Raw genomic sequence first — 16,022 nt, 5'->3', positions numbered from 1 at the left:
AATTTATATTTCGCAAAGTTGTGAAAGTCAGTGACAAAAAACAGTGAAATAAAACCCAGCATCAGTTGGGTGGCAAGTCGAACAATAGAATTTCACTTTCTTGGTTTGCAGTTAATTGAAGATGAGACTCATCCCAGATAGCAACACCATCGCTGGTGGTAGCCCGTATTCCATTGATCATGACTTCACCACAAACGACCTGAATCCAGATTTTTCGCGTTTTCTCTATGTGATATTCACCATTTTCGCCATTTTTAAATGTCCAGCGCCATAATGTCATATCCTGAAAAACTTTCAGGGAGCCGGCACGGGCATCAGGAGAGAGCACTAATTGGCAGCCCTCAGTAGTATCAAAACGGTGTTGTTCATAACGGGGAGTAAGTCCCGTTTTTTCCGGAATGATCCAGATCTGGTAAAGATGCAGTTGGCTATCATGATGCGGGTTATATTCTGAATGACGGATGCCCGTTCCGGCACTCATAATCTGGAATTCTCCCGCAGACACTTGCCCTTTGTTCCCCATACTGTCCTGATGCTCTACTGCGCCAGACAGCACATAAGTCAATATTTCCATATCATTGTGAGGGTGCATACCGAATCCCTGACCAGCATCAATCACATCTTCATTAATGACCCTGAGAGCAGAAAATCCCATGAAATCTGCATCATAATAGTTGGCGAATGAAAAAGTATGCCAACTGTCCAGCCAGCCGTGATTGGCATGACCTCGTTCTGAAGCTCGACGTAAGTAGATCATTTTCAAAATCCCTCGATGTTTTTTCGTAGTCTAATTGAAAGACTGAAATATAAAAGATTGGAAATTTAATCTTGGAACTCAAAATTTTTGAATGAAAATGAGGTGATATCAGGCAAAAAAAGCCAACATACAGCTGGGTTATAAAATAAACTACACTTCTCTTTTCACTGGATTTGGTTGTTGGTAATTTAGCTTTGCTTTCTCTATAACGGTAGACAATGTTTAGGAGCCATCAATGTTTCGTATTAATGATCTGATTGACTTGCAAACGCTGTTTGAATCGGCAGAGCTGGAATTTAAATTGGCTCAGGGAAAAGATGGGAAAGGCAAGTTACCAGATGACTTCTGGCCCACTTACAGTGCAATGGCTAATAGCCGTGGTGGATTTGTTGTATTGGGAGTCCGGGAGAAGAATGGCAAATTTACCGTATCCGGATTAGACAATCCGGAAAAGGTGAGACAAGAATTATTTAATGGTCTAAATAATCCACAATTAGTAAATGTCAATTTACTGACGGAGCAACAAGTCAGTATTGTTGAACTTGATGGAAGACAAGTATTGGTAATTGAAATTCCTACTGCCCGACGTGAAAAAAAGCCTGTGTTCCTTAAAAATCAACCAATGAAATACACATATATTCGCTTACATGAGGGGGATCGTGTTTGTACTGAAGAACAAGTTAAGCGAATGATGGTCGAGCAGTTAGAAGATAGTCGTGATAACAGAGTACTCCAAAATTTCGATCTGAATGATATCAATATCGAAAGTTTACAAACATATCGTCAATTATTGTTTGTTTCCAGACCAACACATCCGGCTTTGGAATTGAATCACTTTGATTTTTTAAGAAGTATTGGAGGTTGGCGTAAGGATAGACAAACTGGTCAGGAGGGTATGACTCTGGCTGGTATTTTAATGTTTGGTACATGGGAAGCAATTCAAGATGCAGCACCTAATTATTTTGTCGATTATCAGGAACGGCCAGAAGCTAAGACAGAACGCCGCTGGATAGATCGTATCTGCCCGGATGGAACTTGGTCTGGTAATGTGTTTGATTTCTACCGTCGCACCTATCGTAAATTAATTGCTGATTTGAAGATCCCGTTTGAGCTTAAAAATGGTATTCGCCAAGATGAAACCCAAATTCATACAGCACTGCGTGAAGCTCTGGTGAATACGTTGGTGCATGCTGATTATACAGGGCGTTTATCGATTCTGGTGGTTAAGCGTCCTGATTTGTTTGGTTTCCGTAATCCTGGCTTAATGCGTATTCCTCCAGAACAAGCTATTAAAGGGTACGAAAGTGATTGTCGTAATAGGTTAATGCATCAGATGTTTTTGATGATTGGAGCAGGTGAGCGCTCAGGTTCTGGTATTCCTAAAATTTACAGCGGTTGGAAGTGGGCTAACTGGCGAGTGCCACGACTGTACGAAAAAGCCGAACCGGAACAAACCCTATTAGAACTCTCTATTGGTAGTTTGGTTTCTGAAAAAACTGCATCATTATTGCACCAAAAATTTGGTGATAGCGTGGACAATCTCAGTGAATTGGAACGCTGTATAGTGATCACCGCAGCAGTTGAAGGTTGGGTAGATCACGAACGTGCCTGTCAACTAACTAGCTTACATTCCCGCGAAGTGACACTGGCGTTACCTAAATTAGTAGAGCGTGGTTTTCTTATACCACATGGTGAAAAACGCGATAAATCTTATACATTACCGGGAATGGAATTACTTTCCCCAGATGACGTGTTTGAGACTAATCCGTTATCTTCTAATCAATCGTTCATCACGGATAACGGAAAAATGATCACGGATAACGGAAAAATGATCACGGATAACGGAAAAATGATCACGGATAACGTCAATTGTTTAACGGCAAATGACCAACTTCGTGATGAATTGGGACGTTTTGTGACGAATAAACTTTCTCACCCCTATATTGATGATTTTTCTTTATTAAATAGTGTATTACAGAATAAATTAAAGGATATTTCCCATCCAGCTAGAGAGAAAAAACGCCTGTCTAACGAAATGATGGATTCAATTGTGCTAGAACTATGTAAGGGCCATTTTATACCTCTGCATGTCATCGCTATGTTAGTTGACCGTACACCACAAAATGTTCGTGAAAAGCAATTATCACCATTAGTTGAACAAAGAAAAATGAGGTTGGCTTTTCCTCATGTGAAACGCCATAAAAAACAAGGCTATATAACTAATGATTAGTCTAGGAATTGAATTTTGAAAGTTAATTATGAGGTGATATCAGGCAAAAAAAAAGCCAACATAAAGTTGGCCTATAAAGTAAACACTGGAAGCAATGTGAGCAATGTCGTACTTTCACATGAACCCTGAAGGTGGTGCACTGAAAGTGTTAGGAATGATAATCGTTCTCAATATCATTTGTAAAGTGTTTTTTTAATCAAATTTGAAAGTATTATTTAAAGGTTCAAGTTAAAAGTGTGGTTTAGTCACGTTAGCTATATTGTTCGCTATCCCCTAATTCCATCTGATAGAGATGTTGAGTACCCGTGTCGTGAAATTGATATGGCATCAATTGGTAGCCTCGTAACCACAGTAAAAACCATCCATCATGGGTGTCTGGGCAAAGTCCAGCGAATCGGAAACCGCCTTTTTTGAGCAATGAACACAATCCCAGAGATTCTTCACACGCAGGCAGCTTCAAATAGATTAACTGCCCGGCGGGGAAATCGATGACCTCCGATAAAAAGTCAGAATGAATATCGTATAGAGTGATCTCCAAACGTCGACCGGATTTTTTAATGGTAAACGGCTCAGAAAGCATGGAACGCCGATACACTGATTGTGCATTTAATGATGACTCGCCAACATATTGGCTGATCTGGGAGACCCAATTTTGCCAAGGCTGTGGCCAGTTCAGCTTAGGTAATGGCAATGACTTAAGCGGCAAAATGCCCTGAATGATACTTTCAGGTTCTGGCAAACCAAATGGCGAATCGACATAATCCAGCATCAAGGCTGTCGAATAGAAACCTAAATTTCGGGCGATGTACTGGCTTTTAGGGTGTGAACATACCTGCTTTATTGTCAACAAATTATAGCCTTGCTCTTTCGCATATCCGCATAAATAACTGCCCAGAGACTTCGCCACACCATAACCTTGAAAATCGGGATACACAGCAATGAGTGCCAGCTCTGCCTGATTTTGCTGCATGGTATCCTTAACCAGAGAAGCATGACCAATGAGCCGTCCTTGATGGAATGCTAAAGCCGAGTGCCATTGCCCTGTGGTTTGGTTGTCATTGATGAGTCTTGGTAGATAGATGTCAGGATAGACATACGAATCGCCGTAAACTTCACGGAATAATTGGCTGATTTTTTTATCATCACCTGACTGATAGCTGCGAATCTGAATAGCGGAGTGGAAGATAGTCATTGATTTCAACCTTTAGTTATAACTACGCAGATCCACAACTCGCTGCAATTTCCCTGAACGTGGGTGTGTATACATACCATCAATATTGGTTTGCACGATCTCCAGCATATTTTGGTGTATGCAAATTTTGTCCAGATTTGGAAAAGCAGTCATTACTCTATGGCGTATTGTGTCAATATCTACCGCTTGCAGGCTTGCCACCAACAATCGGATTTGATCTTGCCCCGCCTTCTGGCTCAGCTCCAATTGCCAGGCCAAAAGCTCTGTTTGTTGTGATAGCTCTGTCGCTAAATCGTCAGGGAATAATGACAACGTGCCAAATCGTATGCGGTAGCCTTGATTTGCACGTCCTTGCAAGGCAAATTTACGGTCTGCTTGCTCTGACTCGCACCAGCAAGCCATATCACCAGTAGGATAGCGGATTACGGGCATGAGTCGTCGTTGCAGGTTAGTGACAACTAATAGGCCACGTTTACCCGATTCAGTAATCGGCTGATGATTTATTTCATCTACGATTTCAATAATGGTGTCGTTACCAAATACTCGGTGCTCCCCCTGTTTGCATTCTGGATCAGCATAGCCGATCAAGCCGGCATCAACACTGGCACAACCGATTGAACCTAAACGAGCCTGAGGGAAAACTTGTCGTATGATTGCGATCTGTGAATCAAACAAACTTTCCCCACCATAAAGAATAGATTCCACCATCGGCAGTGTTTGCCCTGTATCTTTCAGGTAATGGGCCAGGCGGATTAACTGAACCGGTACACCTGCCAACACATTAATGTTGTGAAGATGGATATTGTTAACCAGCAATTCATCCTCGACCTTACAGGTGAAAGGAAATTCCAATATGGGGAGTGGCGCATTCGATAATGCGCCATGGATAAATATAAAGCTGGTATAAAGATCACCAGCAAAAAACAGATTAGCCACCCGATCCCCAGTCTTTAATTGGCGGGCAATGCCTTGACCAAAGGAGTCAATAAACGCTGTCCACTCTTGTTGACTGAAAACCGACAAGCGCCCATCACTGGTTGAACCACCCGTTTTAAATACATGGCCGCCTTCCAGCGGTGCAGTCAACACGGGCCATTTTTGTAAATCGTTTGAATGTGCCCAGTAATCACTGGGTTCCACGAGTGGTAAATCTTCCAGAATCCAATTATCGGGAACGGACTTATATAGCTCTCGGTAATAAGCAGAATGCTCACGTGCATGATGGAGCAAATCAATCAATGTCGTTTTGGTCATCATCTTAATTTTACTCAATTAATATTTACGCAAGTCGATTAACAATGGTGTTTTCCCACTATGTTCATTCCGGCGAAAATCAGCAGTTGAAGTGGAAATAACATCTAAATTCAGGAGCTTTCCTTTAACAACTTCGGTAATTTTGGAATCTTTCAATATGTTCTGGCGCACTTTGGCAGGCTCAGCATGATCAACCAATAGCTGAATGCCATCAATACCATCGCGGTTATGGTCGATTATCCATTGCACTGGCAATGCCAGTTGTTCGGACAAATCAGCAAAGTTGATAAAAATACTGCCTACGCGCAGCAGGGAGCCATTACGCCCTTTAAGTCGGAAGCGCGGTGAAGTCAAGCCACAAGAACAAGGTTGATTAATCCAACAGCCGAGATCCCCTAAATCGTAGCGCTGAACGGGTTGTGCCTCTCGATGGAGGGAAGTAAATACCAGACGCCCGGTTTCGCCATTTGCTACGGGTTGATCATTCTCTATATTGAGAATTTCCAGCCATTGGGTATCAGCCATTAAATGGAAAACTCCATCCTCGCTGGCTGCGCACGCATGACCCACAGGGCCGGCATCGACTGAACCGTAAATTGTTGAACGTATCAGGGTAACGCCAAAACTGGTCAGGAAATTTCGTTGGCTCATATTGAGGTGTTCACCACCCAAGAAGAGCTTACGAATGCCGCCATACTGGCGCAATTTGGTGGCTTCATTCAGAAATAACCGATGTAACGTGCTTGGCATTCCTACCAGCGTATTGATGCGCTGACTCACGATAAAATCAGCGATTTCACTAAAGTCATTATCAGCAGGGCCGCCCATTGGATATTGCGCCACATCCAATTTATCCAGAATGGTGAAAAAGCTCATCATGCCGCCGTACAATTTTCCGCCATATAACAGGTTCATGACACGATCGGTTGCGGGTTCAAGCCCTGAGGCGAATACGCCATCGGCGGCGGCCTGCATTTGCCTGTGGTAATCGTGGTAGCTATAAGCGGCCAGTTTAGGCGCACCACTGCTGCCTCCACTGCGGAAAAACAGGCGGGCTTTATCATTGGGAACCAACGCTTGAAAATCGGCCTTATTCATGACAGGAAGATTTTCTAACCCGCGTGGACGAGACGGAGGAACATCAAGATGAGCGCAACCTGCCATTAACTCAGGTGCAAGGCTGACAGATACTCGTTTGGTAAGGCGTGATAGTGCGTAGACACCATCATGTGGTTCACCATTATAGCCGCCATGCATCTGACCTGCCGGAGTGATGCGACTGACGCCCGCAGCAAACAGAGTATGGCTCATTTCGGTGATATGTTCTTGACGGGTAATCAAAGCACAGCTTTGTAGATGATTACGCCAAGGTTGCAAAATAGAACACAGACGCTGACGCGGAGCAGGACGTATTTGCAATGTACGGAACAGAGGAGAAGCCGCCAACTCCTCTTCATGTCGCCATATTACCCGCCATCCGTCGGTGCGCCAGATTTCACCATGTACCTGTGTAAACGCGAAATCAAGTTGTTGGAAAGCCGTTTGAGTCGTAATTTCAGCGGCTTCCTGAATATCCTGTTTCATGGCTGGATGCAATCCAGCACGACGTTGCAGGGCGGTAGCCATGCGTTGTCCGATATGTTGTAAAATTTCAGGATCATCGCTATCGATCAGCAAACATTGGGGGCTGGAACAGGCTTGCTGGTCATAACAACAGATATCATCAGCCAAGGCATCCAATTGGGCATCATCGACGGCTTCAGGACTCAACCAAGCAATACTGATGCGATGTCCCCAATCTATCCAGCGGCAACCTGCGGGCAGTTGAGCACGAATGGATGCCAGAGATGAGTCGCTTCCCCAAGCAGAAACCGCATCGGCCTGACTGAACAATTCTGCTAATTGTGTCACTGGCAACGGCAATACTGCTACCCGATTAGCTAAATCACCTGAAATATCGTGGGCTAAAAATTCTGCCAGAAGTTGTGCACTAAACCCGTTGTCGCTGCTGCTTGGGCGTAACCAGTTAATATTACCCACCAACAAACTTTCTATTACAGCCATAAAGGGCAGAAGTTCAGCATTGGAAGGCGTAATATGGACAACCAATCCCAATGGTTTCCAAGCCTCATATCGATTCTGGTTATAATCGAATCGACGCAGCGAAAAAGCATTTTGTCCGAGTTCCCGCTCCAGTTTGGCTTCCAGCGCTTCGCGTTGGCAAAAATCGATAAGCGCTTCCCGAGTCTGGGCATCAAACAGGGGATGTTCACTCAGATTGGAAAGATATTCGGCAAAGCGTTGCGCGCAATTAAGTACTTGCTCAGAAGTGTGGGGGCGAGCCAGCAGCGCAGGTAATTGCTCACGTAATTTCGCGATTTTTTGTCCGGCCGACTGCTCTTGTCCTGCTAACGCGTTTTGTCCTGCTAAAGGCTTTGAAGAAACCGGGTTATTCATTATTTTTGTAGAAACGGTATTTACGGAAGACATATCAAGATCTCTTAATCAATTCAGAAGCGGCAATGGCACAACTACGGCTTTTGCTAGTACCTGCTCGGCCAAGCAGTTCAAACCAATCTGTTTCAAGTTCACATCCACAGCTTTTGCCGGAATGCAGCACGGCCAGGTCACTGGTGACGATGCTGTGGGCTGGGCAGGAAGTGATATAAGGAGATGTGAAATGCAGAAAGCCCGGCTCTCCATAAGGTTGGCATGTCAAATTGGCGGTATGGCGTACATATGCGCGGGCATAGATTGGGATATGAAAATTATGGTGAGAACATTCAACATAAGGTACTGGATGTTCAACTGAACCATAACCATCACGACAGCGAATATCAGGAATACCCAGTTGTTCGGTCAACCGTTGATACAATTCTTTTTTAGGAATGGATTTATCGGCATGTGTTTTCCAGCCTCCACCGAGGAAAACCAGCGATTCAGGATGTAATTTCAATGCAGGCAGTCCCATTTGCGCCATTCTTTGCAGGGTAAACCACAAAAAGGCAGGGAAACCGAAGATACGCACAGGCAATCCTTCCTGAGCAAATTGCTGGAGTGCGGTAATTGTACCGAAGGGATCGAATTCATTACCTTGCCCGTTATGGCGCAAAGCATAATAGGCCCGATTTACGGGAGCATATTTGCACAGGAACTGATCAGTGTAGGCTGTACCCAGAGTGATGGCACCAGCGGGTTCGTAGCTAAGCAGTAGATAGTTACAGGGTTGATCAGGGGTATTCCAGCCATAATAGTCAAAAATACAGTCCACCATATGCTGGGCGGCGGCAATACTTTCAGAATCATAGCGCATGCGGCTTTTCTGCCCGGTGGTGCCGGAAGAAGTCAGTTCCAGAGCATCCTGAGCACTATCACTGAGTATCAGATTACGCTTGAAATAATTGGCAAATAGCAAAGGCAGAGTTGACCAGTCATCCAGCGTCATTATCGCTTGTTTATCCAGACCATGATCTGCCAGCCACTGCTCATAACCAGAGGTATGTTCACAGTGGTATAGCGTCAATTCACGCATAGCGTCAGTAAATAATGCGTCATATTCGGCACAAGCACGGTAAGGATGTGTGATAGCACACAGTGCTTTGACGTGAGGTAAGTTTTGCATATTAACACTCATTCTTCAGTAATCGCTACAAAGGGTTATTAATTAAAAAAATTAATTAATTATTTATTCTTCTATTGAACTTAATAATTTTTGATAGGATTTATTCGTTATTTAACTTAATGAATAGAGTTGCCTATTTTAATTAAATCTTTGCGCTTTGTTGGAGGATGATGCGTTGGTCTCTGACAGTAATTAAGTCTATTTTGTGGTAAAAAGGCGATTTTATGGATAATAATAGGTGTTTTTTGCCATTTTTATAGTTAATGTCAGTCCTGTGTTTGCGGGGCGCATTATTCCAAACCAAATGGTAACAATCAAACTATTTTTCTAATGTTTAAGGTTGTTTTTGTATTTAACGCAATTATTATTTAACACACTTATTTCATTATTTATTATTATATGATGATTGGCTTAAATTTCTTTTGACACGTGAATGGCGTTTTACGCGCACTAAATATATGGTTATGGCAGGATACGATGTCTAAATTTGAACTTTTTTGGATAAGGTACAGATCGGTGGGTTATTTAAGCTGGAAGACTTCGGGTAACCTTCCAGCTTTTTTCGGCGGTCTAGAGTTGACACTCAGAGAACCGTTAATGGGTAGATTATCCGGTTACCTCAATGTTGGGATAGCTGATAGACAGGTCATCACTTAACTACCAATTCGCATTATTTTATTTTTCGTCCCATTTATGAAATGGTATTGGTAATCTTTATTGTCGCTGCGCAGCAACCAACGCTTGTGCACAAGCCCACGCTGAGCTCCACGCCCATTGGAAGTTATACCCGCCAAGCCAGCCGGTCACATCGACCACTTCTCCAATAAAGTACAACCCTTTCACTTTATGAGATTCCATCGTTTTTGATGACAACTCATTAGTATCCACTCCGCCAAGAGTGACTTCCGCCGTGCGATAGCCTTCCGTACCATTCGGTTGTACCTGCCAGTATTGCAGGGTGGTGAGCAACTCTTTTTTCTGTGCGGGATTAAGTTGTTTCAGAGACAGCTCCGGCAATTGCCCAAGAGACTGCAAACACTCGACCAAACGCTTAGGCAGTAATTTAGACAGGGTATTTTTCAAACTCTGATTGGGATGAGACTCCCGTTCTTTATCCAGAAAACTTTCTAAATCCGTGTCAGGAAGTAAGTTAACACTCACATACTCACCAGATTGCCAATAGCTGGAAATCTGCAAAATAGCGGGGCCGGAAAGACCGCGATGGGTGAACAAAATATTTTCCCTGAATATTGTGCCATCTTTTGCAGTTACAACGGAAGGAACTGCGACCCCGGAGAGAGTTTGAAGTTGATCCAGTAGCGGTTTATGTAGGGTAAAGGGAACTAATGCTGCACGCGTAGGCAGGATATTGAGTCCAAATTGCTCTGCGATACGGTAACCAAGGGGAGAGGCTCCCAATCCGGGCATGGACAATCCACCGGATGCCACAACAAGTGAGTGCGCACTTACTTCTTTTCCTGCTGCTGTAATGACAAAACCCTGCTCTTTCTTCTCGATGTGAGTGACCTCACTGCGCAATCGAATAGTGACTTGCCCTGTTTCACACTCTTTTAAAAGTAGGTCTATAATTTGTTGAGATGAGTCATCACAGAAAAGCTGCCCCAATGTTTTTTCGTGATAAGGGATGCCATGGCGTTGTACCAGATTAATAAAATCCCACTGGGTATAGCGAGCAAGTGCTGACTTACAAAAATGGGGATTGGTAGAAAGGAATGCTGCCGGCTCGGTATACATGTTGGTAAAATTGCAGCGTCCTCCACCGGACATCAAAATCTTGCGGCCTGCTTTTTTGCCGTTATCTAGCACCAGAACGTTTAATCCGGCTTGTCCTGCCTGCGCAGCACAGAATAAGCCAGCAGCGCCGGCACCAATAACAATTACATCAAAAACAATTACATCAAATTTTTCCATTCGTCTGTCTCTTTTGGCCGAGTTATTTGTAGGAATTTACTGCATTGTGAGGGCTACGTTCACGAACCATAGAGAAAATTATGCATTTGGTTTAACTTTTTACGGCAGAAAGTCATTTTTCGTCAAAAAAATATTAAAATATTAAAATTTAGTAACTATTTGATATATATGATAAATATAATGGTTTCTATGTCGATTGAACGTTATTAAATCAAAAAAAGGTCATATTTCTCTTTTCCCGCTAACGTTTGTCACTGATAATGCGCGCGTTCATGTCCTACTAACTGGCTTAACGTTTATGCTACATCTGTTTACTGGCTTGGAATTTTATACCGGCCTTATGTTAGTGCTTGCTCTGTTGTTTGTGCTTTTCTATGAAGCCATCAATGGGTTTCATGATACCGCAAACGCAGTAGCAACTGTTATTTATACCCGTGCGATGCGCTCGCAGCTTGCCGTTGTTATGGCAGGGGTTTTTAATTTTTTGGGTGTTCTCCTTGGTGGATTAAGTGTCGCTTATGCGATTGTGCATCTACTGCCTACGAATCTTCTACTAAATGTCAGTTCGGCTCACGGTTTGGCTATGGTTTTTTCCATGCTGCTGGCGGCAATTATCTGGAATTTGGGTACGTGGTATTTCGGTATTCCAGCATCTAGTTCCCATACGTTGATTGGCTCTATTATTGGCATCGGTTTGACCAATGCGATAGTAACCAGTTCGTCGGTGGTGGATGCGTTGAATATTCCGAAGATGATTCAGATTTTCATGTCCTTGATCTTGTCTCCTCTGGTTGGTCTGGTGATTGCCGGAGCGATGGTGTTTTTGCTGCGCCGCTACTGGAGCGGTACGAAAAAACGTCGCCGTATCCACATGACGCCTGCCGAACGTGAAAAACAGGATGGTAAACGTAAACCTCCATTCTGGACGCGTACCGCCCTGATTCTCTCTGCTGTTGGTGTGAGTTTTTCCCACGGAGCGAACGATGGTCAGAAAGGTATTGGCTTGATCATGCTGGTGTTGATTGGCGTTGCACCTGCGGGCTTTGTCCTCAATATGAATTCAGCCTCTTATGACATCACTCGCACTCGTGATGCTGTTGTCAACTTGCGGACTCATTATGAGCAGCATGCTTCAGAGTTGGCTCATGCGATTGAACTGAATCCGGTTGTTTCTTCTGTTGGAGATCAACTGGACATGACACTCCATTGCGATAATGCACGTGCATTAGTGATGCTGAACAACGCTGAAAACATGCTGGTGAATGTTCAGAGTTTCAGCGATTTGACCCCGGACCAGCGTAGCAAAATGCGCCGTATGCTGATGTGTATTGCTGATACAGCAAGCGATGTGGCCAAGCTGCCAGAAACTAAACCTAAAGACGCACGTTTCCTGAACGATTACCGCAAAGATATATTGAAGACGGTGGAATATGCGCCGATGTGGATCATTGTTGCAGTGGCTCTTGCCTTGTCTTTGGGCACAATGGTTGGTTGGAAACGTGTTGCTGTGACTATCGGTGAGAAGATTGGCAAAAAAGGCATGACCTATGCCCAAGGTGTTTCTGCTCAGGTTACTGCGGCGGTTTCTATTGGTGTTGCCAGTTACACAGGAATGCCAGTATCCACAACGCAAGTGCTCTCTTCTGCGGTAGCGGGGACGATGCTGGTTGATGGTGGTGGTGTGCAAAGTAAGACTATCAAAAACATCATGTTGGCGTGGGTTTTGACGCTGCCGATTTCGATTGGATTGTCAGGCTTACTGTATTGGATCGCCCTGAAACTGATCTAATATCTATTTTAGAAAAAGGGTTGGCTGTTTGTTATTGCAAGCCAACCCTTTTTTATTATCACTTGTTTTTTGTTCACATTCATATCTCAAATTTACGTTAAATCATCATTGCTATCAGACATAGCAGAACAACGCCACATAGCATTCCCGTCAATATAAATTGCTTCCTCATCCTTTCGCACAATAAGACGATGTCAGGGTTGTGATGGTTGATATAACCTTGTGAATTGATATAACGCACTAGCCGAAACTGTTTATTGAACTGACCATGAGTTTTAAAAAAACCATTTCCATCAACGGCTTGATACAGCATTGGGTCTGATTCGCGCAAAATTGACAGAAGTACACGGAGCGAAGAAAAATAGCGAATCATGTTAATAATGCAGATAAGGCAAACTGCCCAAAATAGCGCGGTGGTACTGAACATACTTCCCCCTCCTGATCGCGGCAACAAACGTTGCCAGTAAAGAAGAAACCAATAGGAAAAGTTTTAATCTCAATAATAACTATGTTAAATATTAGTTAAAGATATAGTGTTTAATGTGCTTATAGCAGAGAAAAAGTGAGGGAAGCACTTATCCCCGCCATTTTTTAAGTTGCTGCTTTATTCGCTACACGGCAACTGGAAATCTATTGGGTTTATAATCAGCCATTATGGGGAATTTGCCAGTCATGTTGTCTTTTTCTGGGACGGATTCTATGTTTTCAATTAGTAAAGAAGGTAAAAACAATAAGTTGTGATCAAAACAACACTCAAAAGACACATTGAACAGTTATAGTATAAATATCGAATTGTGGCGTTTAACACTGCCAATCCGTCTAATCAACGTTATGGAAGGAGTTCTTATGGCTTACAAACATATTCTTGTTGCGGTTGATTTATCTCCAGAAAGTCAGATATTGGTGGAGAAAGCTGTGTCAATGGCGAAACCGTACAATGCCAAAGTTTCCCTGATCCATGTTGATGTTAACTACTCCGATCTTTATACCGGCCTGATTGATGTAAACCTTGGCGATATGCAGGAGCGTATCGCGGATGAAACCCGTAATTCTCTGAAAGAATTATCTGCCAGTGCAGGCTACCCCGTTCAGGAAACATTGAGTGGGAGTGGTGATTTAGGGCAAGTCCTTGTTGATGCTATCAAACAATACGATATGGATCTGGTTGTATGTGGTCACCATCAGGATTTTTGGAGCAAGTTGATGTCTTCAGCTCGTCAGCTTATTAACACTGTTCATGTTGATATGTTGATTGTACCTTTGCGTGACGAAGAATAATCTTCGGTTGATATTTTATTCTGTAAAATCGCCTGCTTATGCAGGCGATTTTTTTGTCCCCAGAAAAGATGATGAAACTGATTTAGAAATTGTCAAAGATATTTTTAGGAAAACCTATAAAAAATAGTTGTTGAAATTTAAGCGTAAAACAGTGCTATATTCAGAAAGCAAACCGTACTTACCTCGCATTTTCGACAAAAAAATAATATGGAAAATGGCTGGGAGTCATCACTTCTGTATGACAATAAAGGAAGCTCTACATGAATGTTTCATCATCTTTAGTCTCATTTCTCGATTCGATCCAGTTCCACAATCCGCATCAACCAGAATACTTACAGGCAGTACGAGAAGTGTTGACCTCTCTTTGGCCTTTTCTTGAACAAAACCCGCAATATCGTGAGCAAGGATTATTGGAGCGTCTGGTCGAGCCGGAAAGAGTCATTCAATTCCGCGTCTGCTGGGTGGATGATCAAGGCAAAGTGCAGGTAAACCGTGCGTGGCGAGTACAGTTCAATTCTGCCATTGGGCCATTCAAAGGTGGGATGCGTTTCCATCCTTCTGTGAACCTTTCTATCCTGAAATTTCTGGGCTTTGAGCAGACACTGAAGAATGCGTTGACAACGCTGCCAATGGGAGGCGGAAAAGGGGGTTCTGATTTCGATCCCAAAGGGAAAAGCCACGGTGAAATCATGCGATTCTGTCAGGCATTGATGACTGAACTTTACCGTCATTTAGGGCCTGATACTGATGTGCCTGCCGGAGATATTGGTGTGGGTAGCCGTGAAGTTGGTTTTATGGCGGGCATGATGAAAAAACTGTCCAACAATACGGCGTGCGTTTTTACGGGCAAAGGACTTTCCTTTGGTGGCAGCCTGATCCGCCCTGAAGCTACCGGCTATGGGTTGGCTTATTTCACCGATGAAATGCTTAAACGTCATGGCATGGGGATTGAAGGCATGCGGGTATCTGTGTCTGGAGCGGGAAATGTCGCCCAATATTCCATTGAAAAATGTATGGAACTGGGAGCGAAAGTCGTTACTGCGTCGGATTCTGGCGGTACGGTCTTGGATGAAGACGGTTTTACGCCGGAGAAACTGGCTCATCTTGAAGAAATTAAAAATCAGCGTTACGGTCGTGTGGAGGAGTATGCCAAAGAGCGTGGGCTGACTTTCCTTAAGGGGCAAGATCCGTGGGCCATTCCTGTGGATATAGCCCTGCCTTGTGCGACTCAGAACGAATTGGATTTGGAAGCGGCGAAGACATTGATTAAAAATGGCGTGAAAGCGGTTGCAGAAGGAGCCAACATGCCAGCGACGATTGCGGCTACTGATGCTTTCCGTGAAGCAGGCGTTTTGTTTGCACCGGGTAAGGCTGCCAATGCGGGTGGAGTGGCAACTTCGGGGCTGGAGATGGCACAGAACGCAGCACGCCTGAGTTGGAAGGCAGAGAAAGTAGATATTCGCTTACATCACATCATGCTCGATATTCATCACGCTTGCGTCGAATATGGTGGAGAAGGGAAGCAGATCAATTATGTACAGGGCGCCAATATCGCTGGCTTTGTCAAAGTGGCGGATGCGATGTTGGCACAAGGCATTGTGTAGATTGGTAAGAATGTAGTTGGAAATAAGAAGTAAGAAATGCGGATAAGCCCGCAAATTTCGTGGATGGGCCGCTGAAATGATTAAACAGTACGGCCAGTTTCAATAGGGTGGGATTGTGATCCCACTCAATCAAAATCAATCAGATAAGAAATCCATAGAATCTCAAAATGAACATCTCAAAACGAACATCTCAAAACACTCTGAATTAGTCAGACAATAAACCATGTTCTTGGGTGATGTGGCTCTGTTCTTATTTTACTTACTTAGTAATGATAAAATCTGAAATTTCTTGAATGAAATTTAAATTCCAAAAATGAACATTAAGTTAAACGGCCTGAACCCGGTACAATATCGGCTTCAGACC

11 protein-coding genes are annotated in these 16,022 nt (G+C 43.6%); 4 read left to right on the top strand and 7 right to left on the bottom strand.

The window, feature by feature from the left end; genetic code table 11:
• Window positions 1-61: 61 nt before the first annotated feature.
• Window positions 62-757 (bottom strand): pirin family protein, encoded by a 696-nt coding sequence (locus PSI14_RS15075; RefSeq protein ID WP_273576654.1) that lies wholly within the window; start codon window positions 755-757, stop codon window positions 62-64.
• A gap of 235 nt (window positions 758-992) precedes the next feature.
• On the opposite strand from PSI14_RS15075, the gene PSI14_RS15070 reads away from it, so the two are divergent.
• A complete protein-coding gene (locus PSI14_RS15070; RefSeq protein WP_273576653.1) occupies window positions 993-2,987 on the top strand; it encodes an RNA/DNA-binding domain-containing protein in 1,995 nt (664 codons plus the stop codon).
• Window positions 2,988-3,237: 250 nt separating this feature from the next.
• Here the strand turns inward: PSI14_RS15070 and PSI14_RS15065 are convergent, their stop codons facing one another.
• The 5 genes from PSI14_RS15065 to PSI14_RS15045 form a co-directional block, all read right to left on the bottom strand.
• Window positions 3,238-4,179 carry a GNAT family N-acetyltransferase gene (locus tag PSI14_RS15065; RefSeq protein ID WP_273576652.1) on the bottom strand — a complete coding sequence of 314 codons (942 nt, stop codon included), beginning with the start codon at window positions 4,177-4,179 and terminating at the stop codon, window positions 3,238-3,240.
• A gap of 12 nt (window positions 4,180-4,191) precedes the next feature.
• Window positions 4,192-5,436 carry a phenylacetate--CoA ligase family protein gene (locus tag PSI14_RS15060; RefSeq protein ID WP_273576651.1) on the bottom strand — a complete coding sequence of 415 codons (1,245 nt, stop codon included), beginning with the start codon at window positions 5,434-5,436 and terminating at the stop codon, window positions 4,192-4,194.
• A 15-nt stretch (window positions 5,437-5,451) separates the two neighbouring features.
• Complete coding sequence (locus PSI14_RS15055) at window positions 5,452-7,890, bottom strand: acyl-CoA reductase (protein WP_370688866.1); 2,439 nt, start codon at window positions 7,888-7,890, stop codon at window positions 5,452-5,454.
• Window positions 7,891-7,924: 34 nt separating this feature from the next.
• Entirely contained in the window at window positions 7,925-9,055 is a 1,131-nt protein-coding gene (locus tag PSI14_RS15050; RefSeq protein ID WP_273576649.1) for a LuxE/PaaK family acyltransferase, read from the bottom strand.
• Between the two features lie 714 nt (window positions 9,056-9,769).
• Entirely contained in the window at window positions 9,770-10,987 is a 1,218-nt protein-coding gene (locus PSI14_RS15045; RefSeq protein WP_273576648.1) for a BaiN/RdsA family NAD(P)/FAD-dependent oxidoreductase, read from the bottom strand.
• A gap of 298 nt (window positions 10,988-11,285) precedes the next feature.
• Between PSI14_RS15045 and pitA the strand changes: the two genes are divergently transcribed.
• The gene (gene pitA / locus PSI14_RS15040; RefSeq protein WP_273576647.1) at window positions 11,286-12,776 is read left to right on the top strand and encodes an inorganic phosphate transporter PitA; all 1,491 of its coding nucleotides are present in this window, start codon (window positions 11,286-11,288) and stop codon (window positions 12,774-12,776) included.
• Between the two features lie 97 nt (window positions 12,777-12,873).
• On the opposite strand, the gene uspB is transcribed toward pitA, so the two are convergent.
• Window positions 12,874-13,203, bottom strand: coding sequence for a universal stress protein UspB (gene uspB, locus PSI14_RS15035; protein WP_273576646.1), 330 nt, complete (start codon window positions 13,201-13,203; stop codon window positions 12,874-12,876).
• A 419-nt stretch (window positions 13,204-13,622) separates the two neighbouring features.
• Between uspB and uspA the strand changes: the two genes are divergently transcribed.
• Both uspA and gdhA read left to right on the top strand, forming a co-directional pair.
• Window positions 13,623-14,054, top strand: coding sequence for a universal stress protein UspA (gene uspA, locus PSI14_RS15030; RefSeq protein WP_086109436.1), 432 nt, complete (start codon window positions 13,623-13,625; stop codon window positions 14,052-14,054).
• Window positions 14,055-14,314: 260 nt separating this feature from the next.
• Window positions 14,315-15,658, top strand: a complete 1,344-nt coding sequence (gene gdhA, locus PSI14_RS15025) for an NADP-specific glutamate dehydrogenase (RefSeq protein WP_273576645.1) — start codon at window positions 14,315-14,317, stop codon at window positions 15,656-15,658.
• Window positions 15,659-16,022: the final 364 nt, after the last annotated feature.

This window comes from Xenorhabdus anantnagensis, assembly GCF_028598555.1.
In the GTDB taxonomy this organism is placed as follows: domain Bacteria; phylum Pseudomonadota; class Gammaproteobacteria; order Enterobacterales; family Enterobacteriaceae; genus Xenorhabdus; species Xenorhabdus anantnagensis.
Note: the sequence above shows the minus strand (reverse complement) of the source record. Positions and strands in the feature narration are given on the sequence as shown.